This is a genomic window from Streptomyces shenzhenensis (genome assembly GCF_003688995.1).
Lineage (GTDB): Bacteria > Actinomycetota > Actinomycetes > Streptomycetales > Streptomycetaceae > Streptomyces > Streptomyces shenzhenensis_A.
In genome coordinates this window covers 347,501-366,360 of record NZ_PENI01000005.1, presented here as the reverse complement: position 1 = coordinate 366,360, position 18,860 = coordinate 347,501, and the positions used below count along the sequence as shown (strand labels likewise).

Below are 18,860 nucleotides of genomic sequence, written 5' to 3'. Positions count from 1 at the left end.
GCGGTGCCTCAGGCCGCCCTGGACGGCTGCGGGGCCGCGGCGGCCCACTCCAGGACGAGCCGCCGGTACTCCTCGCGCTGCTCGACGCTCAGTGTCCCGCCCGACCGCAGCCACAGGTCCCGGATCGCCTCGTTGACCTCCGCGGCCGATCGCTCGGAGACGGCTTCAACAGTGGTGGACATGGTGTGAGCATATGCCGATCGGGGTGAAGGCGAGGTGAGTAAGTACCACCGATGCGGGACATATCGGACCGTGTCGCTCATCACGTCAATCCCCGAGTGATCACAGGGGAGTTCACCCCTCGGCGCTCAGGTGCCCGGCTTGCGGCCGTACACGAAGACGTCGTCGCCCTTCTTCAGCAGCGACCAGTACTTCTTGGCGTCCTTCGTGGTCATGTTGACGCAGCCGTGCGAGCCCGGCGGGTTCCACATGCTGATGCCGACCGAGTGGAAGGCCTGGCCGCCGTCGAAGAACTGGCTGTAGGGCATCGGCACGTCGTAGAGGGACGAGACGTGGTCGATGTGCCGCCAGTAGACCTTCTTCAGTCCGGTGCGGGTCTCGTAGCCGTTGCGGCCGGTGCGCACCGGGACCGGCCCGTACACCAGCTTCTTGCCGTCCTGGATCCAGCTCAGCTGGAGCGTCAGGTTGACACAGGCGATACGGCCCTTGTTCACCGGGCACTTGCCGGCCTTGTTCGGGTTCTTCCCGACGGCCTTCTGCTTGTTCATCAGATCCATCACGCCCCAGGTCACCGGACCGGCGTAGCCGATGTTGGGTGTGATGCCGTGCTTGGTCTGGAAGGCCCTGATGGCCTTGCAGTCGGCGGCGGACTGCTTTCCGTCGACCGGGCGGCCGAGGAACTTCTCCACCTTCTTCTGGTACGGGCCGGTCTGTGTGGTACAGCTCGCGGCCTGCGCCGGTGCGGCGCCGAGCGCGAGTGTGAGCGGTGCCACCAGCCCCGTGATGCCGAGCGCGACGGCGCCCCGCCTGCCTATGTGCCCCATGCCGGGCCCTCCCCCTGCTGCTGCGTCCGCGGCTCCCGCGGTCCCGGATATCTAGACAGGTGTGCGGCGGCTTCGGTTGTAGGGCGGGCCGTGCTGTGACCGAATGGTGAAGTTCCGCTGCGGGAGGGCGCCGTTCAGCCGGCCGTGGCGTCAAGGGCCGCGTGGAACCCGGTGTGGACCGCGGTGAGTCCGCCGTCGACGCGGAGCGAGGTGCCGGTGATCCAGGCGGCGTCGCGGGAGGCGAGGAAGGCGACGGCGGCGGCGATGTCCTCGGGCTCGCCGACCCGGCCGAGCGGGTACAGCCCGCGGACGGCGTCCAGTTCGGCGTCCCGCCCCGCCCAGGCCGAGGTGCGCACCGTGCCGGGCGCCACCAGATTGACCCGGACGCCGCGCGGGGCCGCGTGCCCGGCGAGGGTGCGGGTCAGCGATTCGAGTCCGGCCTTGGCGGCGCTGTAGGCGTGGTTGCCGAAGTCCTGGAGGCCGTTGACGGAGCCGATGAGGACGATCGCGCCCCGGCCGGAGGCGGCCAGGTGCGGGAGCGCGGCGCGGCAGCAGCGGAAGCCGCCGGTGAGGGTGACGTCCAGGTCCCGTGCCCAGGACTCGTCCGGCTCGTCCTCGAAGAGCGGGGCGTCCGGGGTGCAGTGCGCGGCACTGCACACGAGGACGTCGAGCGAGCCGAAGACGCCGACGGCGCGGGCGACCGCGGCCTCGACCGAGGCGCGGTCGGACACGTCGCACCCGAACGCCTCCGCCGCCGTACCCCGCGCGCGCAGCGCGCCCGCGGTCCGCTCCGCCTCGGCCGGGTCCCGGTCGGTCACCAGGACCCGGGCGCCCTCGTCGGCGAGCCGGCGGGCGACGGCCGCGCCGATGCCACGGGCGGCGCCCGTGACGAGAACTCCGTGTCCTGCGAAGCGTCCGGGTTCGGTCATGGCAACGACCGTACGGCCGCGGCGATCAGCGCGACAGATCCCGGTACGGGTTCACCGTGCCGCCGCCCGGCCACCCGGCCGTTCGCAGGTCACCGGTAGCCGGTCACGTCCGCCGGTCCGCCCGCGTCCTGCACCTCGACGAGGTACCGCCAGGCGTCGGGACGGCTGCCGTCCAGGTCCGTGAACCCGTACACCTGGGCGAGCCCCCCGCTGGACAGGGACTGCCCGTTCCAGCGGGCCGCGTCGGGGTCGGCGGCCAGGGCGGCGACGGCACGGCCGACGTAGCGCGGGGTCTCCGAGATGGCGAAGTGGGGCACCTCGGCCAGGGCGTCGCGCCAGTTGTCCTCACGGACGCCGAAGTGGTCGAGCATGATCTCCGATCGCAGCCAGCCGGGGGTCAGGGCGACGGCGGTGGCGCCGCGCGGGCCCAGTTCGTGACCGAGGGCGAAGCCCATCCGCAGCACGGACGCCTTGGCCAGGTCGTAGAAGAAGGAGACCCGGTAGGTGTCGCGGTTGTAGTCCGCGGTGCCGTCGGTGACCTCGACGGCGAGGCCGCCGGGGTGACGCAGCAGCAGCGGCAGGGCGAAGTGGCTGGTGACGGCGTGGGTCTCGACGGCGAGCCGGAGCAGCCGCAGTCCCTTGTCGAGGTCGTGCTCCCAGACCGGGGCGTCCCAGGCGAACAGGTGCTCGCCGCCCCAGATGTCGTTCACCAGGACGTCGAGCCGGCCCTGTTCGTCGGCGATGCGGTCCACCAGGGCGCGGACGGCGGCCCGGTCGAGGTGGTCGACGGGCACCGCGATGCCCCGGCCGCCGGCCGCGGTGACCAGGTCGGCGGTGTCCTCGACGGTCTCGGGGCGGTCGTACTCCGAGCGGCGGGCGCGGGTGCTGCGGCCCGTGGCGTAGACGGTGGCGCCCGCCGCGCCGAGTTCCACCGCGATCCCGCGGCCCGCGCCCCGGGTCGCCCCCGCCACCAGCGCGACCTTGCCCTCCAGCGGTCCTGACATGTCCGGCCTCCCGTGTCCGTACGAAGCTGTCACCGTGCAGACTTCCGGGAAACCCGGACATCCTCTGTCACCTTTGCCGACGCGACCTGTCGTACCGACCGGTGCGGCCCTAGCGGCGCAGCCGGTCGTCGAGTTCGCCGGAGCCGGCCAGGAACCACAGCTGACGGCCCTGGTTCGACTCGTACACGAAGTCCCGCAGCGCCGTGCTCCCGGCGACGTGCCGGGAGATGTCGCCGACGACGGCGAGGCGCAGCCGGTAGGTGGCAAACTTCTGGACGACGGCGCCCGCGACACCGGAGCGCAGCCGGAAGAACTCGTCCGCGATCCGCTCCACGGGAACCGCGACCAGCTGCGCCTCCTGGCCGAGCGCGTCGCCGATCAGATCGAGCGCCGCGCTCTCGCCGTCGAGGAGCGGGCCTTCGGGGGCGCAGCTCAGGACGCGTACGTCCCCCAGGGTCACGAGCGTGTTCGAGGTCATGGCAGCCGATCGTACGGTCGCCTCCGCACGATCTCGCGCGGTTTTCCGCTCAGTGGCCGCGGGCGATCCACTCCTGCAGGTGCGGGGCCTCGGAGCCGATGGTGGTGGCATCGCCGTGGCCGGTGAGGACCTTCGTCTCGGGCGGGAGGGTGAGGAGGCGGTCGCGGATCGAGGCGATGATCGTCGGGAAGTGGGAGTAGGAGCGTCCGGTGGCGCCCGGACCGCCCTGGAAGAGGGTGTCGCCGGTGAAGACGGTCGCGAGGCCGGGGTCGTAGAGGCACACGGCACCCGGCGCGTGGCCGGGGGTGTGCAGCACGGTCAGATCGGTGCCGGCGGTCTCCAGCACCTGGCCGTCGGCCAGGTGCTCGTCGGGGTCCCGGCCGGGGTGGGTCAGCTTCCACAGCGGCAGGTCGTCGGGGTGCAGCCAGATACTGGCGCCGGTGAGGTCGGCCAGGGCGGGGGCGGCGTCGATGTGGTCGTTGTGGGCGTGGGTGCACACGATGGCGGTCAGCCGCCGGTCGCCGACGGCCTCGGCGATGGCACGGGCGTCGTGGGCGGCGTCGATGACGATGACTTCCTCGTCGTCGCCGACGATCCACACGTTGTTGTCGACGTCCCAGGTGCCGCCGTCGAGGGTGAACTGGCCCGAGGTGACGAGGTGTTCGATGCGTGCGGCCATCACAGCACCACCACCGAGCGCAGCACGTCGCCGCCGTGCATCCGTTCGAACGCCTTCTCCACCTCGTCGAGTTGGATGGTCTCGGTCACGAACGCCGCCAGGTCCAGGCGTCCCTGGAGGTGCAGATCGATCAGCATCGGGAAGTCCCGGGAGGGCAGGCAGTCGCCGTACCAGGAGGACTTGAGCGCGCCGCCGCGGCCGAAGACGTCCAGGAGCGGCAGTTCGAGCTTCATCTCCGGGGTGGGCACACCGACGAGCACGACCGTGCCGGCCAGGTCGCGGGCGTAGAAAGCCTGCTGGTAGGTCTCCGGGCGGCCGACCGCCTCGATCACCACGTCGGCACCGAAGCCGCCGGTCAGTTCGCGGATCGCCTCGACCGGGTCGGTCTCGCGGGAGTTGACGGTGTGCGTGGCGCCCAGGGTGCGGGCCTTGGCCAGCTTGCGGTCGTCGATGTCCACGGCGATGATCTTCGCCGCGCCCGCCAGCCGGGCCCCGGCGATGGCCGCGTCGCCGACGCCGCCGCAGCCGATGACGGCCACGGAGTCGCCGCGGCCGACGTTGCCGGTATTGATCGCGGCGCCGATGCCGGCCATCACACCGCAGCCCAGCAGGCCGGCCACGGCCGGGGAGACGGCCGGGTCGACCTTGGTGCACTGTCCGGCGGCGACCAGGGTCTTCTCGGCGAAGGCGCCGATGCCGAGGGCCGGGGCGAGTTCGGTGCCGTCGGTCAGGGTCATCTTCTGCCGCGCGTTGTGCGTGTCGAAGCAGTACCAGGGGCGGCCGCGCAGACAGGCCCGGCAGTTGCCGCACACGGCACGCCAGTTGAGGATCACGAAGTCGCCGGGGGCGACCTCGGTGACACCCTCGCCGACCGACTCCACGACCCCGGCGGCCTCGTGGCCGAGCAGGAAGGGGAACTCGTCCGTGATGCCACCCTGCTTGTAGTGCAGGTCCGTGTGACAGACGCCGCAGGCCTGGACACGTACGACCGCCTCCCCCGGACCCGGGTCGGGCACGACGATCGTCTCGACCCGGACCGGCTGGTCCTTCCCCGGTGCGATCACGCCGCGTACTTCCTGCGCCATGGCCTGGCCCCTTCCATCGATCTGCCTGTCCTCCGACCCTACGCGTGACCGATCGGTCGCGGCACGGAGCACCCCGAAGGCCGTGGATCTTTCCGGCCGTACGGGTCGTACCACGACACGACGAGCGGCGCACAGGGCAGCCGGACGGGCAGGTCGGCGGCTAGGCGAGCGACAGGAACAGTTTCTCCAGTCGGGCCCTCATCTGTTCGGTCGTGGCGCCGTCGGCCCCGTCCTGCTCGTCGTTGAGACACTGCTGGAGCCCGGTCGCGATGATCGCGAAACCGGCCCGGTCGAGAGCCCGCGAGGCCGCGGCGAGCTGAGTGACCACGTCCTCGCAGTCGCGGCCCTCCTCGATCATCCTGACCACACCCGATATCTGTCCCTGCGCCCGCCGCAACCGGTTGAGCACCGATGACAGCTCGTCACCCTCGAACCGCAGCTCCACGACCACCCCTCCACTCCCTGTATACCCTCAGGGGTATCCTATCCGGCCGCCCGTCCCCATGGTCCCGGATGAGCCCGGACATGCGCGAGGCCGCCCGTTTCCGGACGGCCCTCGGTCGGCGGGCGGAGCGCGGCGCTCAGGACTCCACGGCGGGCAGCAGCCCGGTCACGGGGGCCACCAGATCGGTGACCTGGTGCAGCTCCCCGAGGTCCTGCAGCCCGTTCAGCCCCCGCAACTGCTCGGAGACCCGCGGCAGCTCGCCCCGGTGCTGCACGGGGACGCCGCTCACGGCGAGCGAGTCGAGCGTCGCCATCGGGCTGATCCTCCCGGTGTCCCGGGCACTCGCGGGGGCGGCGTGCGCCAGCGGTGCGGCGAGGCCCGTGACACCCGCGGCGAGACCGACGGCGGCGACGATACGTCGTGTTGAGATCATGTCCTCAGCAACGGCACCGGACTCCGGCGGACACGGGCGCCCGGCTCCGCTCACCCGTGAGGCGGAGCGCCCCGACTGCGCTTGCCGGGGCCGCCGGGGCGGAGGACGCTCGAATCAGGGGACCGCACGGCCCGCTCCCCGCCCGGCCCGCGGCCCCTCGAAGGAGGTCACCATGGGCACCGCGACCGGCTCCGCCTTCACCGCCGAGACCCTGCGCCGGGGCATCGAGGGGAACACCGGGAACAACCTGCTGTCGCTGTACGCGGACGACGCGGAGATCCGCATCATCGACCAGCGCACCCAGCCCAGTCACCCCAAGGTCCTGCGCGGCCGGCCGCAGATAGCGGAGATGCTCGACGACGTCTACAGCCGCGACATGACGCACCGGCTGGACCAGTGCGTCGTGCAGGGCGACCACGCCGCCTACAGCGAGTCCTGCGAGTACGCGGACGGCGTCCGTGTGCTCGCCGAGTCCATGATCACGCTACGCGAGGGCAAGATCGCCGAACAGATCATGATCCAGGCATGGGACGAGTAGCGAGAAAGGCCGCGAGGGTCCAGGTCAACGCCCGTCTGACCTGGACCTTCTCGGCCCGGGCCGGGATCGGCCGGGGCCGGCCGCGGCATTCCTGGCCGGTTGTCGCCGTGGGCCGACCGGCGACCGCCGCGCTGCTCCGATCACTGCTGCGGGCCGCGTGCCCCCGCCCGCACCCCAGGCTCACGCCCCCGCACACCCGACACACCCGACGGGCCGCACGACGCTGACCAACAGCCCTGCACCCCGACCAACGCACACCAACGGCTACGCCAGGGCGGGCCATGACTGGCCCACCCGCGGCAATCCTGGCCGATCGTCGCCCCGGCCCGGCCCACGACCACCGCGCTACTGCGAGCCGCCTCCCCCGCCCCAGGCTCACGCCCCCGCACACCCGACACACCCGACGGGCCGCACGACGCTGACCAACAGCCCTGCACCCCGACCCACACACGGACCTCGGTTACCCCGGAGGCGGGCCATGACTGGCCCGCCCGCGGCAATCCTGGCCGATTGTCACCCCGGCCCGGGCCCACGCCCCCGCGCTGAGCGCGCCCTCACGCACCTCGATCACGCTGGCCGGGACCGGCCCGACGAAGAACCCGGCGACCAGCGAGGGCCGCACCACCCGGCTCAACGCCTCGCGTCACCACGGCATTTCGATGAGCCCGGTCGGCTACCCTCCGCGGCGGGTCCGGCCGGGCCGCACCGCCGCCCGTTCTCAGCCGCCGAGCCGGTTCGTCACGTTCAGCAGGTACTCCTTCCGGTTCAGCGGGTTGTGGTCGGTGCGCGGACGCTCGGGGACCGGGCCGCGGGTGACCGGGGCGTAGTGGTCGAAGGCGGTCTCCAACTCGCCCTCGCCCCGGGTCAGTCCGGGCAGCCGCTGCTCGAGACCGTGCACCCGGGCGGCGGGCACCGCGCCCTCAAGGACGCACACGGAGCCGTGCGTCCCGGTGCTCTGCGGCACCGCCGCCAGCCGCGCGAGCACCGGCAGCAGGGCGCCCAGGGTGTCCGCCGGGGCCTCGACGCGGAAGCGGTGCATCGGCTCGTACACCTGGGTGCCCGCGCGCCGCAGCGCCTCGATCAGCACGAGCGGGGCAAGCCCGCGGAAGTCGGCGCCGGTGCTCGACATGCTCTTGTCGAAGCCCTGATGGGCGTGGCTCTGCCGGGGCGAGTACCCGGAGTGGGTCATGGTCACCGCGCAGTCGGTGACCCGCCAGCCGTGCAGCCCCTGCCCGAGCGTCTCGCGCACGGTGTCCTCGACGGCCTTGAAGAAGGCGTACGGCATCGAGCCCAGCTCCACCGCCGGCCGGAAGTCCACGCCCGAGCCGGCCGGGGCGGCATCGACCCGCAGGCCGACGGTCGCCAGGAACGGGTTCCCGTCCTTCCCGTTGAACTCGACGGCCGCTCCGCCGCCCACCGGCCGCTCGACGCAGATGACCGTGGTCTCCCGGAAGGTGACGTCGAGGCCGTACTCGTCGGCGAGGGTCGCCTGGACGACCTCCTTCTGCACCTCGCCGTAGAGGGAGACGGAGGTCTCCCGCCGCACCTCGTCATGGCGCACGCCGATCAGCGGGTCCTGCTCGGCGAGCTGGGTGAGCGCGACGTGCAGCGCCCGCCGGTCCGCGTGCGGGCCCGGGACGACGACGGTCTCCAGGGTGGGCGGCGCGAAGTGGCGCTCGTACGCCGCGCGCGGCACTCCCCCGGACTCGCCCGCGGCCCCCTGGATCGCGTCACCGATCCTGATGCCGCCGAGCCCCCACAGCTTGCCGATCCGGCCCGCGCCGACGCTCTCCTGCCGGGCGTCGGTGCCGTGGTCGAAGACGCTGACCGCGGTCACCTTTCCCTCCTGCGGACCGTCCCCGAACAGGATCCGGTCGCGGGTGCGCAGGGTGCCGGAGAAGATCCGCGCGTAGGCGATCTTCTCCCCCGCCGGGCCCCGGTCGACCTTGAACACCGTCGCCGACAGCGGCCCGTCGGGGTCGCCCGCGGCGGCGGGCAGCAGCTCCTCGATGCCGCCGATCAGGTCGGCCACACCGGCGCCGGTGACGGCCGAACCGAAGTAGACCGGGTGGACGCGGGCCCGCCCGGTCTGGGCGGCGAGGGCGGCGCGCAGCCGGGCGGGGGCGACGGAGCCCGCCACGTAGGCGGCGAGCAGCTCGTCGTCCCGGTCGGCGAGGACGTCGAGCGCGCCCGGGCCGAGCCGGGGGACGAAGCGGGCGCCGCGGGTGCCGAGCCCGGTGGCGGTGCCCATCGGCACGAGCGCGGGGGTGAGCCGGCGGGCCATCGCCCGCAGCACCTCCCCCTCGCGCGCCCCACGCCGGTCGATCTTGTTCACGAAGACCAGCGTGGGGATGCGCAGCCGCCGCAGGGTCCGCATCAGCACCCTGGTCTGCGCCTGGACGCCCTCGACGGCCGAGACGACCAGGACGGCGCCGTCGAGCACGCCGAGAACCCGTTCCACCTCGGCGATGAAGTCCGGGTGGCCGGGTGTGTCGATGAGGTTGACGGCCACGCCGTCGAGCGGGAAGGAGACGACGGCCGACTTGATCGTGATGCCGCGCTGCCGCTCCAGCGCGAGCGTGTCCGTCCGGGTGCTGCCGGCGTCGACGCTGCCGGCCTCGTCGATCACTCCGACGGAGTACAGCAGCCGCTCGGTCAGGCTGGTCTTACCGGCGTCTACGTGCGCGAGGATTCCGAGATTGAGCAGATGCACTGAGCGTGATGTCCTTCGGCATGGGTGGGGTTCCTTCCTGGGGGGACATGCACGCAGCGCGCATCGGAGATCCTCTCGGTGTGACGACGGGTCCGGTGCAGTGGAGCAGCACCCGCGCCCCGGCCGCAACGGATTAACGCCCGGCCCGAGCCGCCTCCGCAGCGTTCGCCGTGACCACACCTCGGTCATAGAGTGACGTACATCACGCCAGATCGCCGATATCCCCCGCGCACGCCCGGTCTGGAGGGCATATGACCCACATCAAGGTGAACGTGGACGGCACGGTCTACGAGGACGACGTGGAACCCCGTCTCCTGCTGGCCCACTATCTGCGCGACCGCCTCGGCCTGACCGGCACCCCGATCGGCTGCGACACCTCGAACTGCGGGGCCTGCACGGTCGATCTGGACGGGGCGACCGTCAAGAGCTGCTCGGTGCTGGCCGTCCAGGCGGACGGGTCCGAGGTGACCACCGTGCAGGGCCTGGCCCGCAACGGGGAGCTGACGGCGCTGCAGCGCGCCTTCCACGAACTGCACGCGCTCCAGTGCGGCTACTGCACCCCGGGCATGATCATGGCGGCCCGCGATCTGCTGCGCGAGAACCCGCGTCCCGGCCCGGACGAGGTGCGCCACGCCCTGGAGGGCAACCTGTGCCGCTGCACCGGTTACCAGAACATCGTCCGCGCGGTGCTCGCCGCCTCCGGTCAGGACACCGCGCGGTCAGGGCAGGAGACCGCTCAGGAGGTCAGGGCATGACCGATCAGGCCGTAGCACGCGAGGTCGGCCGCTCCCGGCTGCGCAAGGAGGACGCCCGGCTGATCACCGGCCAGACCAACTGGACCGACAACATCCAGGTCACCGGCCTGCTGCAGCTCGCCGTGCTGCGCAGCCCGATGGCCCACGCGCGCATCGGGCGCGTCGATGTCTCCCCGGCGCTCGACCGCCCCGGTGTGGTCGCGGCGTTCAGCGGCGCCGACCTCGCCGACGGGCTCGGCTCGCTGCCGTGCGCCTGGCCGGTGACCGAGGACATCGTGCTGCCGGGCCACCCGCCGATCGCGGTGGACGAGGTGCGCCACGCCGGTGACCCGGTCGCCGTGGTGGTGGCCCGCGACCGGTACCTGGCGGCCGACGCGCTGGAGGCGATCGAGGTCGACTACGAGCCGCTGCCGCCGGTCCTCGACCTGGAGGCCGCGCTGGCGGACGACGCCCCGCTGGTCCACGCCGACAAGGGCACCAACCGCAGCTATGTGTGGCCGCTGGCGACCGGTGAGAGCTTCGCCGCGGTCCGCGAGCGCGCCGAGGTCACCGTGAAGCGCCGCTACCACCAGCAGCGCCTCATCCCCAACGCGATGGAGCCCCGCGCGGTCGTGGTCACCCCGCTCGCCGCCTCCGGCGAGTACACCGTCTACTCGGCGACGCAGATCCCGCACATCCTGCGGATCATGCTGGCGACCGTCACCGGCGTGCCCGAGCACAAGCTGCGCGTGATCGCCCCGGACGTGGGCGGCGGCTTCGGCTCCAAGCTCCAGGTGTACGGCGAGGAGGCCATCGCCCTGGCCGTCGCCCGCAGGCTCGGCCGCCCGGTGAAGTGGACCGAGTCCCGCTCCGAGGGCTACCTGGCGACCCACCACGGCCGCGGCATGATCCAGGACGTCGAGGTGGCCGCCACCCGGGAGGGCAGGCTGCTCGGCCTCAAGGTGGATCTGATCGCCGACATGGGCGCCTATCTGATGCTGGTCACCCCGGGCATCCCGATCCTCGGCGCCTTCATGTACCCGGGGATCTACAAGATGGACGCCTACGAGTTCACCTGCACGGGCGTCTTCACCACCCGGACCCCCACCGACGCCTACCGCGGCGCCGGGCGCCCGGAGGCGACGTTCGCCATCGAACGGATCATGGACGAGCTGGCCGCGGAGCTCGGCCTCGACCCGGTGGAGCTGCGGCGCCGCAACTGGATCCGGCACGAGGAGTTCCCCTACACCACCATCGCCGGGCTCACCTACGACAGCGGCGACTACGAGGCCGCGACGGACAAGGCCCTCGCCCTGTTCGGCTACGACGGGCTGCGCGCCGAGCAGCGCGAACGCAACGCGCGCGGCGACACCGTACGCCTCGGCATCGGCGTGTCGACCTTCACCGAGATGTGCGGGCTCGCGCCCAGCCGGGTGCTGCGCGACCTCAGGTACGGGGCCGGCGGCTGGGAGGCGGCGAGCATCCGCATGCTGCCCACCGGCAAGGTCGAGGTGGTCACCGGCACCAGCCCGCACGGGCAGGGGCACGAGACCTGCTGGAGCCAGATCGCCGCCGATGTGCTCGGGGTGCCGTTCGAGGACGTCGAGGTGGTGCACGGCGACACCCGGTCCGCCCCGCAGGGCATGGACACCTATGGTTCCCGGTCGCTGGCGGTCGGCGGCGAGGCCGTCCACCGGGCGGCGACCAGGGTGGTGGACAAGGCCCGGAAGGTGGCCGCGCATCTGCTGGAGGCGAGCGAGCAGGACCTGGACTTCACGGACGGCGTGTTCTCCGTGAAGGGCTCCCCGGAGGCGCGCCGGACCATCCAGGAGATCGCCTTCGAGACGTTCTCCTCGCACGACCTGCCCGACGGCATGGAGCCGACCATCAACGCCGAGTACCTGGTCGACCCGGAGAACTTCTCCTATCCGCACGGCACCCACCTGTGCGCGGTCGAGGTCGACACGGAGACCGGCATGGCCCGTATCCGGTCGTACGTCTGCGTCGACGACGTCGGCCGGGTCGTCAACCCGATGATCGTCGAGGGGCAGGTGCACGGCGGGCTCGCGCAGGGCATCGCGCAGGCCCTGTACGAGGAGGCCGTCTACGACGACGAGGGCAACCTCGTCTCCGGCACCATGACGGACTACCTGGTGCCGTCCGCGGTGGACCTCCCGGACTTCGTGACCGACCGGACGGAGACGCCGGCCGCCTCGAACGCCCTGGGCGTCAAGGGAGTCGGCGAGGCGGGCACCATCGCGTCGACGCCCGCCGTGGTCAACGCGGTCGTGGACGCGCTCAGGCCGTTCGGCGTGCTCGACGTGCGGATGCCCTGCACACCGGAGCGGATCTGGCAGGCCGTCCGGTCGGCCGCCGCCGGGAAGGAGGCCGCGGCATGATTCCCGCCGCGTTCGAGTACACCCGCCCCGAGAGCGTCGACGAGGCGGTGCGCGCGCTCGCCGCGGCGGGCGACGAGGCCAAGGTGCTGGCGGGCGGGCAGAGCCTGCTGCCGCTCCTGCGGCTCAGGCTGGCCTTCCCCGAACTGGTCGTGGACGTCGGCCGGATCCCGGCGCTGCGCGGGGTCCGCGAGGACGGCGGCACGCTCGTCATCGGCGCGCTGACCACCCACCACGACGTGCTCCGCGACCCGCTGGTCCGCCGGCACGCGGGCCTGCTCGCCGCCGCGACACAGACCGTCGCCGACCCCGCCGTACGGCACCGGGGCACCCTCGGCGGCTCGCTGGCGCACGCCGACCCGGCGGGTGATCTGCCCGCGGTGGTGCTGGCGCTGGACGGCGAGCTGGTCGTCGCCGGGCCGAACGGGCGGCGCACCGTCGCGGCGGGCGACTTCTTCGTGGACTATCTCCAGTCCGCGCTGGCCCCCGACGAACTGCTGGTGGAGGTGCGGCTGCCGAAGACGGACGGCTGGGGCTTCCACTACGAGAAGTTCCACCGGGTGGCCCAGGCCTATGCGATCGTCGGTGTGGCGGCCCTGGTGCGCCGGGACGACGGGCGCATCGCCGAGGCACGCGTCGGGCTCACCAACATGGGCAGCACCCCGCTGCGGGCGGTGGCCGCCGAGCGGGCGCTGGCTGGCGCCGACGGCCCGGACGCCGTCGCACGGGCCGCCGAACTGGCCGCCGAGGGCACCCGTCCGCCCCAGGACGTGTCGGCCTCGCCCGAGTACCGGACGCACCTCGCCCGGGTGCTGACCCGGCGGGCGGTGCTGGCCGCCACCGAGGCGAGGTGAGCGCCGATCACCCGGATGGACGACCCGGAGCAGGTACGGGCCCGCCTGGAGGAGACGGGGTATCTCGTCGACGAGGGGCTGGCCGTCACCTGTTTCCTGGCCCTGAGACTGCACCGGCCGCTGTTCTGCGAGGGAGACGCGGGCGTCGGCAAGACCGCGCTCGCGTCCGCGCTCGCCGAGGCGCTTGCCGCCCCGCTGATCCGGTTGCAGTGCCACGAGGGCATCGACGCCGCACAGGCCCTGTACGACTGGGATTTCCCGCGCCAGCTGCTGCATCTGCGGGCCGCCGAGGCGGCCGGGGTCACCGACGCCGACCGGCTGGAGAGCGAGCTGTACGACCGGCGGTTCCTGATCGCCCGGCCGCTGCTGCGGGCATTGCAGACCTGGCCCTCGGTGCTCCTGGTCGACGAGATCGACCGGGCCGACGACGAGTTCGAGGCGTTCCTGCTGGAGCTGCTGTCCGAGTACTCGGTGACCATTCCGGAGCTGGGCACGCTGCGCGCCGAGGTGCCGCCGGTCGTCGTGCTGACCTCGAACCGGACCCGGGAGGTGCACGACGCGCTGAAGCGGCGGTGCCTGTACCACTGGTTCGACCATCCCTCCTTCGCCCGCGAACTGGCCATCGTGCGCCGCCGGTTGCCCCAGGTCGCCGGGCGGCTGGCCGAGCAGGTGACCGCCCTGGTGCAGGCGCTGCGGGCCGCCGACCTGCTCAAGCCGCCGGGTGTGGCCGAGACGATCGACTGGGCGCAGGCCCTGGACGCCCTCGGGGCGAGCGAGGTCGACGCGGAGCTGGCGGTGGCCACGCTGGGCTCGGTGCTCAAGTACCGGGAGGACACGGAGCGGGCACGGGGCCTCGACCTCACGGCGGTGCTGGCGGCCCGGGGAGCGCGGTCGCCATGACGGACAGCGCACGCGCAGCGGTCGAGGGGCGGTGGGCGGACGGGCCCGCGGGGCCCGACGCGGTGCTGCTCGGTTTCGTGCGCGCGCTGCGGGCCGCGGGGGTCGACGCGAGCACCGAGCGGTTGTACGCCTTCCTGCGCGCCGTCGACGTGCTGCGGCCCGGGGTGCGCGCGGACGTGCACGCGGCGGGGCGGGCGACGCTGTGCGGCGGGCGGGACGACCTGGAGCGGTACGAGCGGGTGTTCGCCGCGTACTTCGGGCCGGCCGGCGGCTCCGTAGCGCCCCCGGTCCGCACCGCGCCCGCGCCGCGGACCCGGCTCGCCCTGCGGGACGCGCCGTCCGGCGCCCGGGCGGCGGACGGGAGCGAGCCGCCGGGGCGGCCGGCCCTGGCGCTCGCCAGCTCCGCCGAGGTGCTGCGCCACCGTGATGTCGGTGGGCTGGACGCCGCCGAACGCGCCCAGCTCAACCGGCTGCTGGCCGCGTTCGCGCCGCACGGGCAGACCCGGCTGTCCGCGCGCCGCCGCCCGGCCCGGCGCGGCGCCGTCGACCCGCGCCGTACCGTGCGGGAGTTGCTGCGGCGCGGCGGGGAGCCCGCGCTGCTGCGGCGGCACGCGCGGGTGCGCCGGCCGCGCCGGATGGTGCTGCTGGTCGACGTGAGCGGTTCGATGGCGCCGTACGCCGACGCGTTGCTGCGGTTCGCGCACGCGGCGGCCCGGCGGACACCGACGGAGGTGTTCACGATCGGCACCCGGCTGACCCGGGTGACCCGTGAACTCGCCCACCGCGACCCGGATCTGGCGATGGCGGCCCTCGCGGCGGCCGTGCCCGACTGGCGTGGCGGCACCCGGCTCGGCGAGCTGCTGCGCGAGTTCCTGAACCGGTGGGGGCAGCGCGGCATGGCGCGTGGCGCGGTGGTCGTGCTGCTCTCGGACGGCTGGGAGCGCGGCGATCCCGAACTGCTCGGGACGCAGATGCGCCGGCTGCACGCGCTGGCGCACCGGGTGGTCTGGGCCAACCCCCGCAAGGCGCGCCCCGGTTACGTGCCGCTGGCCGGGGGGATGGCGGCGGCCCTGCCGAGCGTGGACGTGTTCGTCGAGGGGCACAGCCTGGCGGCGCTCGAGCGGCTGGCGGCCGTGGTGCGCGGGGCGGCGGCGGTCGATCCGGCCGGGGCCGCCGTACGGAGAGGAGCGGAGCGTGCGTGAGATTCTTCCTGCCCTGGAGCGCTGGTACGCGGCGGGCGTCCCGTTCGGGCTCGCCACGGTCGTGGCGGTCAGCCGCAGCGCGCCGCGCGGGCCCGGCGCGGCCATGGCGGTCGGGCCCGACGACGAGGTCGTGGGCAGCGTGTCCGGCGGCTGTGTGGAGGGCGCGGTCTTCGAGCTGGCGCAGGAGGTCGTGGCGAGCGGCGAGGCCCGCCTCGAGACCTTCGGCTACAGCGACGAGGACGCGTTCGCGGTCGGGCTCACCTGCGGCGGTGAACTCACGCTGCTGGTGCGGCCGGTGACGCCCGCGGCCGATCCCGTCTTCGGCGCGGTCGCCGCGTCGGTCGCGCGGGGCGAACCCGTGACGGTGGCCACGGTGGTCGACGGGCCGGCGCCGCGCGGCGCGGCGCTGGCGGTGTGGCCGGGCGCGGTGTCCGGCACGCTGGGCACGGCCGGCCTGGACGCGGCGGTCACCGCGGACGCGCGCGGCGAACTGGCCCTCGGCGCCACCGGGTCGAGGCACTACGGCCCGCGCGGCGAGCGCCGCGAGGACGCGGTCACCGTGTTCCTCCACTCGTTCGCGCCGCCGCCCCGGATGCTGGTCTTCGGCGCGATCGACTACGCGGCGGCGGTGGCCCGCATCGGCGACTTCCTCGGTTACCGGGTCACCGTGTGCGACGCCCGCCCGGTCTTCGCCACGCCCAAGCGGTTCCCGGCGGCCGTGGAGGTCGTCGTGGACTGGCCGCACCGCTATCTGCGCGGCACCGACACCGACGGACGGACGGTGATCTGCGTGCTCACCCACGATCCGAAGTTCGACGTGCCGCTGCTGGAGGAGGCGCTGCGCCGGCCGGCCGCCTACATCGGGGCGATGGGCAGCCGCCGTACCCATGACGAGCGCAGGAGGCGGCTGACCGAGGCGGGGGTCGGCGCGGACGAGCTGGCCCGGCTGCGCTCGCCGCTCGGGCTCGACCTCGGGGCCCGTACGCCCGAGGAGGTCGCCGTGTCCGTCGCCGCCGAGATCGTCGCGCTGCGGTGGGGCGGCAGCGGCGTGCCCCTCACCGCGACCGCCGGGGCCATCCATCCGGCGCGCGCTTCCTGAGTGCGAGGAGGAAGTCATGGATCTGCACCACGAGTTCACCGTCCCCGTCGCGGTCGACGACGCCTGGAGCGCGCTCCTCGACATCGAGCGCATCGCGCCGTGCCTGCCGGGTGCGACGGTGGAGGAGTACGACGGCACGACGGTGACCGGCGCGGTGAAGGTCAAGGTCGGCCCGATCACCGTGGCCTACCGGGGCACCGCCGTCTTCGAGGAGAAGGACGGGGCGGCGCACCGGATGGTGCTGGTGGCGAGCGGCCGGGAGACCCGGGGGCAGGGGACGGCCAGGGCCACCGTGACCGGCACGCTGAGCGGGCGCGACGGCGGCACGGCGGTGTCGGTGGACACCGATCTGACGGTGACCGGGCGGCCGGCCCAGTTCGGCCGGGGGGTGCTCGCGGAGGTCGGTGACCGGCTGGTGGGGCAGTTCGCGGAATGTCTGGCCGAGCGGCTCGGCGAGCGCCCGCAGGCGCCCGGTGCGCGGCCGGAGCCGTCGGCCGCGGCGGAGCCGGAACCGCTGGACCTGATCCGGGCGGCCGGTCTGCCGGTGGCCAAACGGGCGGCGGGCGCGGCGGCGGCGCTGGGCGTGCTGCTGCTGGTGGTCGCGGGAGTACGCCGATGTGTGCGATCCCGGCCGCGTGGCCGGCGCTGTCACCGGGGCAACCGGTGAAGTGTCACCTCCGTGAGGGCCGCGTCGGCGAGGGTCGCCGTGAGGTACGTGCAGTGGGGCCGGCGGCGGTCGGTGGGTGAGCCGGGGTTGAGCAGGCGCAGGCCGGTCGGGGCCGTGCTGTCCCAGGGGATGTGGCTGTGGCCGAAGACCAGGACGTCCAGGTCGGGGAAGCGGGCGGCGCAGCGCGCCTCGCGGCCCGCGGCGGGTCCGGTCTCGTGGACGACGCCGAAGCGCAGGCCGCCGAGGTCGGCGTGGGCGACCTCGGGGAGGCGGGCGCGCAGCTCGGGTCCGTCGTTGTTGCCGTACACCGCGACCAGCCGGCGGCTGCGGCTCTCCAGCAGGTCCAGGGTGGCGGTGTCGACCCAGTCGCCGGCGTGGAACACCACGTCGGCGTGCGGGAGTTCGGCGAGCAGCGGCTCCGGCAGCCGCTTCGCCCGCCGGGGCAGGTGGGTGTCGGACATGAGGAGCAGGCGCACCTGGTCAGCGTAGGCCGGCGGAAGAACCAGGAGAAATAATCAGGGACAGCTGAACAGTTCGAACTGGACAGTCTCACCTGTACAATCTAGGGTGCTCGCCATGGACGACATCTCCGGCTCCGCCGCCCGGGCCGCGCGCGACCTGCGCGTGGTGTTCAGCCGACTACGGCGCCGCATACGGGAGGTGGCGCAGGACACCGACCTCACCCCCTCCCAGGAGTCGGCGCTCACCCTGGTGGGCAAGCACGGCGCGGCCACCGCCAGCGCCCTGGCGTCCGCGGAGGGCGTGCGGCCGCAGTCGATGGCCACCACCCTCGCCGCCCTCGACCAGCACGGCCTGATCCGCCGCGCCCCCGACCCCGACGACGGCCGCCGGCAGCTGGTCACCCTCACCGACGCGGGCCGGGCCCGCGCCGAGGGCAACCGGCAGGCCCGCGAGGAGTGGCTGGCCCGCGCCTTCCAGGACCGGTTCACCGAGGACGAACGCGGCACGGTCCTGGAGGCGCTGACCCTCCTGGCACGGCTGTCGCAGCAGTGACGCGGAGGATCACCCGCGCCATCCCCCGATCCACACCCCGAAAGGCCCGACCGATGGCACTCACCGCCCTCGACGCCCGTACCGCCCTCGTCGTGATCGACCTCCAGCGCGGCATCGCCGCCGCGCCCACGCAGCCGTACGGCGGCCCCGAGGTGGTGGCCCGCGCGGCGGAGCTGGCCGACGCCTTCCGCGCCCGGGACCTGCCCGTGGTCCTGGTCCGGGTCTCCTTCGCCCCGGACCGGGCGGACCGGGTACCCGGCCGCACCGAGCAGCAGGGGCCCGGCGGCGGCTACCCGGAGGGCTGGGACGTGATCGTCGACGAGCTGTCCGGCCACCCCGGCGACATCCACGTCACCAAGCACAACTGGGGCGCCTTCCACGGCACCGACCTCGACGTCCAGCTGCGCCGCCGGGGCGTCACCCAGATCGTGCTCACCGGCATCGCCACCAGCATCGGCGTCGAGTCCACCGCCCGCGCCGCGTACGAGCACGGCTACCACGTCACGGTCGCCGCGGACGCCGTCGCCGACATCACGCCCGAGGCGCACGCGAACAGCGTCGAGCGGATCTTCCCGCGGCTCGGCGAGACCGGCACGGCACAGGAGATCCTTCGGCTCCTGGCCGAGACCCACGGCTGACCCAGGCCCGGCCCCGGTGCCGGGCGACCGCCGCCCCACCGGGTACGG

The 18,860-nt window shown here is 73.6% G+C and carries 21 protein-coding genes; 10 read left to right on the top strand and 11 right to left on the bottom strand.

What is annotated here, in order from left to right:
• Positions 1–8 precede the first annotated feature (8 nt).
• From CTZ28_RS11380 to CTZ28_RS11340, 9 genes are all read right to left on the bottom strand, one after another.
• Positions 9–182, bottom strand: a complete 174-nt coding sequence (locus tag CTZ28_RS11380; protein WP_121889180.1) for a hypothetical protein — start codon at positions 180–182, stop codon at positions 9–11.
• A 126-nt stretch (positions 183–308) separates the two neighbouring features.
• A complete protein-coding gene (locus CTZ28_RS11375; RefSeq protein ID WP_121889179.1) occupies positions 309–1,004 on the bottom strand; it encodes a L,D-transpeptidase family protein in 696 nt (231 codons plus the stop codon).
• Positions 1,005–1,138: 134 nt separating this feature from the next.
• The gene (locus tag CTZ28_RS11370) at positions 1,139–1,933 is read right to left on the bottom strand and encodes an SDR family NAD(P)-dependent oxidoreductase (protein ID WP_121889178.1); all 795 of its coding nucleotides are present in this window, start codon (positions 1,931–1,933) and stop codon (positions 1,139–1,141) included.
• Positions 1,934–2,022: 89 nt separating this feature from the next.
• Positions 2,023–2,937, bottom strand: a complete 915-nt coding sequence (locus CTZ28_RS11365) for an SDR family oxidoreductase (RefSeq protein ID WP_121889177.1) — start codon at positions 2,935–2,937, stop codon at positions 2,023–2,025.
• Positions 2,938–3,046: 109 nt separating this feature from the next.
• Complete coding sequence (locus tag CTZ28_RS11360) at positions 3,047–3,415, bottom strand: DUF4180 domain-containing protein (protein ID WP_121889176.1); 369 nt, start codon at positions 3,413–3,415, stop codon at positions 3,047–3,049.
• A gap of 49 nt (positions 3,416–3,464) precedes the next feature.
• Positions 3,465–4,094: an MBL fold metallo-hydrolase gene (locus CTZ28_RS11355; RefSeq protein ID WP_121889175.1), complete on the bottom strand. Its 630-nt coding sequence runs from the start codon at positions 4,092–4,094 to the stop codon at positions 3,465–3,467.
• Entirely contained in the window at positions 4,094–5,179 is a 1,086-nt protein-coding gene (locus tag CTZ28_RS11350) for an S-(hydroxymethyl)mycothiol dehydrogenase (RefSeq protein WP_121889174.1), read from the bottom strand. Before CTZ28_RS11350 ends, CTZ28_RS11355 begins: the two co-directional genes overlap by 1 nt.
• A 160-nt stretch (positions 5,180–5,339) precedes the next feature.
• On the bottom strand, positions 5,340–5,624 hold the full coding sequence (locus CTZ28_RS11345; RefSeq protein WP_121889253.1) for a metal-sensitive transcriptional regulator: 285 nt from the start codon (positions 5,622–5,624) through the stop codon (positions 5,340–5,342).
• 136 nt (positions 5,625–5,760) lie between these two features.
• Positions 5,761–6,057 carry a hypothetical protein gene (locus CTZ28_RS11340; protein ID WP_121889173.1) on the bottom strand — a complete coding sequence of 99 codons (297 nt, stop codon included), beginning with the start codon at positions 6,055–6,057 and terminating at the stop codon, positions 5,761–5,763.
• 172 nt (positions 6,058–6,229) lie between these two features.
• Between CTZ28_RS11340 and CTZ28_RS11335 the strand changes: the two genes are divergently transcribed.
• Positions 6,230–6,595 (top strand): nuclear transport factor 2 family protein, encoded by a 366-nt coding sequence (locus tag CTZ28_RS11335; RefSeq protein ID WP_121889172.1) that lies wholly within the window; start codon positions 6,230–6,232, stop codon positions 6,593–6,595.
• A 718-nt stretch (positions 6,596–7,313) separates the two neighbouring features.
• Here the strand turns inward: CTZ28_RS11335 and CTZ28_RS11330 are convergent.
• The gene (locus tag CTZ28_RS11330) at positions 7,314–9,308 is read right to left on the bottom strand and encodes an elongation factor G (protein ID WP_121889171.1); all 1,995 of its coding nucleotides are present in this window, start codon (positions 9,306–9,308) and stop codon (positions 7,314–7,316) included.
• Positions 9,309–9,559: 251 nt separating this feature from the next.
• On the opposite strand from CTZ28_RS11330, the gene CTZ28_RS11325 reads away from it, so the two are divergent.
• The 7 genes from CTZ28_RS11325 to CTZ28_RS11295 are packed head-to-tail and all read left to right on the top strand — an operon-like array spanning position 9,560 to position 17,160.
• The gene (locus tag CTZ28_RS11325) at positions 9,560–10,063 is read left to right on the top strand and encodes a (2Fe-2S)-binding protein (protein ID WP_121889170.1); all 504 of its coding nucleotides are present in this window, start codon (positions 9,560–9,562) and stop codon (positions 10,061–10,063) included.
• Positions 10,060–12,441 (top strand): xanthine dehydrogenase family protein molybdopterin-binding subunit, encoded by a 2,382-nt coding sequence (locus tag CTZ28_RS11320; protein ID WP_121889169.1) that lies wholly within the window; start codon positions 10,060–10,062, stop codon positions 12,439–12,441. Before CTZ28_RS11325 ends, CTZ28_RS11320 begins: the two co-directional genes overlap by 4 nt.
• Complete coding sequence (locus tag CTZ28_RS11315; protein WP_121889168.1) at positions 12,438–13,292, top strand: FAD binding domain-containing protein; 855 nt, start codon at positions 12,438–12,440, stop codon at positions 13,290–13,292. Before CTZ28_RS11320 ends, CTZ28_RS11315 begins: the two co-directional genes overlap by 4 nt.
• A 15-nt stretch (positions 13,293–13,307) precedes the next feature.
• Positions 13,308–14,192 (top strand): AAA family ATPase, encoded by an 885-nt coding sequence (locus tag CTZ28_RS11310; RefSeq protein WP_121889167.1) that lies wholly within the window; start codon positions 13,308–13,310, stop codon positions 14,190–14,192.
• A complete protein-coding gene (locus CTZ28_RS11305; protein WP_121889166.1) occupies positions 14,189–15,394 on the top strand; it encodes a vWA domain-containing protein in 1,206 nt (401 codons plus the stop codon). The genes CTZ28_RS11310 and CTZ28_RS11305 overlap by 4 nt, the downstream gene beginning before the upstream one ends.
• Positions 15,387–16,493: an XdhC family protein gene (locus tag CTZ28_RS11300; protein ID WP_121889165.1), complete on the top strand. Its 1,107-nt coding sequence runs from the start codon at positions 15,387–15,389 to the stop codon at positions 16,491–16,493. Before CTZ28_RS11305 ends, CTZ28_RS11300 begins: the two co-directional genes overlap by 8 nt.
• Before the next feature lie 16 nt (positions 16,494–16,509).
• A complete protein-coding gene (locus tag CTZ28_RS11295; RefSeq protein ID WP_121889164.1) occupies positions 16,510–17,160 on the top strand; it encodes an SRPBCC family protein in 651 nt (216 codons plus the stop codon).
• On the opposite strand, the gene CTZ28_RS11290 is transcribed toward CTZ28_RS11295, so the two are convergent.
• Entirely contained in the window at positions 17,142–17,636 is a 495-nt protein-coding gene (locus tag CTZ28_RS11290; protein ID WP_121889163.1) for a metallophosphoesterase family protein, read from the bottom strand. The genes CTZ28_RS11295 and CTZ28_RS11290 overlap by 19 nt on opposite strands.
• 100 nt (positions 17,637–17,736) lie before the next feature.
• Between CTZ28_RS11290 and CTZ28_RS11285 the strand changes: the two genes are divergently transcribed.
• Both CTZ28_RS11285 and CTZ28_RS11280 read left to right on the top strand, forming a co-directional pair.
• Entirely contained in the window at positions 17,737–18,174 is a 438-nt protein-coding gene (locus tag CTZ28_RS11285; RefSeq protein WP_121889162.1) for a MarR family winged helix-turn-helix transcriptional regulator, read from the top strand.
• 53 nt (positions 18,175–18,227) lie between these two features.
• Positions 18,228–18,812 (top strand): hydrolase, encoded by a 585-nt coding sequence (locus CTZ28_RS11280; RefSeq protein ID WP_121889161.1) that lies wholly within the window; start codon positions 18,228–18,230, stop codon positions 18,810–18,812.
• Positions 18,813–18,860 lie beyond the last annotated feature (48 nt).

What these genes read in the sequence shown, in the direction of transcription:
- CTZ28_RS11380 (WP_121889180.1), bottom strand. Translation starts at nt 182, where the DNA reads ATGTCCACCACTGTTGAAGCCGTCTCCGAGCGATCGGCCGCGGAGGTC.
- CTZ28_RS11375 (WP_121889179.1), bottom strand. Translation starts at nt 1,004, where the DNA reads ATGGGGCACATAGGCAGGCGGGGCGCCGTCGCGCTCGGCATCACGGGG.
- CTZ28_RS11370 (WP_121889178.1), bottom strand. Translation starts at nt 1,933, where the DNA reads ATGACCGAACCCGGACGCTTCGCAGGACACGGAGTTCTCGTCACGGGC.
- CTZ28_RS11365 (WP_121889177.1), bottom strand. Translation starts at nt 2,937, where the DNA reads ATGTCAGGACCGCTGGAGGGCAAGGTCGCGCTGGTGGCGGGGGCGACC.
- CTZ28_RS11360 (WP_121889176.1), bottom strand. Translation starts at nt 3,415, where the DNA reads ATGACCTCGAACACGCTCGTGACCCTGGGGGACGTACGCGTCCTGAGC.
- CTZ28_RS11355 (WP_121889175.1), bottom strand. Translation starts at nt 4,094, where the DNA reads ATGGCCGCACGCATCGAACACCTCGTCACCTCGGGCCAGTTCACCCTC.
- CTZ28_RS11350 (WP_121889174.1), bottom strand. Translation starts at nt 5,179, where the DNA reads ATGGCGCAGGAAGTACGCGGCGTGATCGCACCGGGGAAGGACCAGCCG.
- CTZ28_RS11340 (WP_121889173.1), bottom strand. Translation starts at nt 6,057, where the DNA reads ATGATCTCAACACGACGTATCGTCGCCGCCGTCGGTCTCGCCGCGGGT.
- CTZ28_RS11335 (WP_121889172.1), top strand. Translation starts at nt 6,230, where the DNA reads ATGGGCACCGCGACCGGCTCCGCCTTCACCGCCGAGACCCTGCGCCGG.
- CTZ28_RS11325 (WP_121889170.1), top strand. Translation starts at nt 9,560, where the DNA reads ATGACCCACATCAAGGTGAACGTGGACGGCACGGTCTACGAGGACGAC.
- CTZ28_RS11320 (WP_121889169.1), top strand. Translation starts at nt 10,060, where the DNA reads ATGACCGATCAGGCCGTAGCACGCGAGGTCGGCCGCTCCCGGCTGCGC.
- CTZ28_RS11315 (WP_121889168.1), top strand. Translation starts at nt 12,438, where the DNA reads ATGATTCCCGCCGCGTTCGAGTACACCCGCCCCGAGAGCGTCGACGAG.
- CTZ28_RS11310 (WP_121889167.1), top strand. Translation starts at nt 13,308, where the DNA reads ATGGACGACCCGGAGCAGGTACGGGCCCGCCTGGAGGAGACGGGGTAT.
- CTZ28_RS11305 (WP_121889166.1), top strand. Translation starts at nt 14,189, where the DNA reads ATGACGGACAGCGCACGCGCAGCGGTCGAGGGGCGGTGGGCGGACGGG.
- CTZ28_RS11295 (WP_121889164.1), top strand. Translation starts at nt 16,510, where the DNA reads ATGGATCTGCACCACGAGTTCACCGTCCCCGTCGCGGTCGACGACGCC.
- CTZ28_RS11285 (WP_121889162.1), top strand. Translation starts at nt 17,737, where the DNA reads ATGGACGACATCTCCGGCTCCGCCGCCCGGGCCGCGCGCGACCTGCGC.
- CTZ28_RS11280 (WP_121889161.1), top strand. Translation starts at nt 18,228, where the DNA reads ATGGCACTCACCGCCCTCGACGCCCGTACCGCCCTCGTCGTGATCGAC.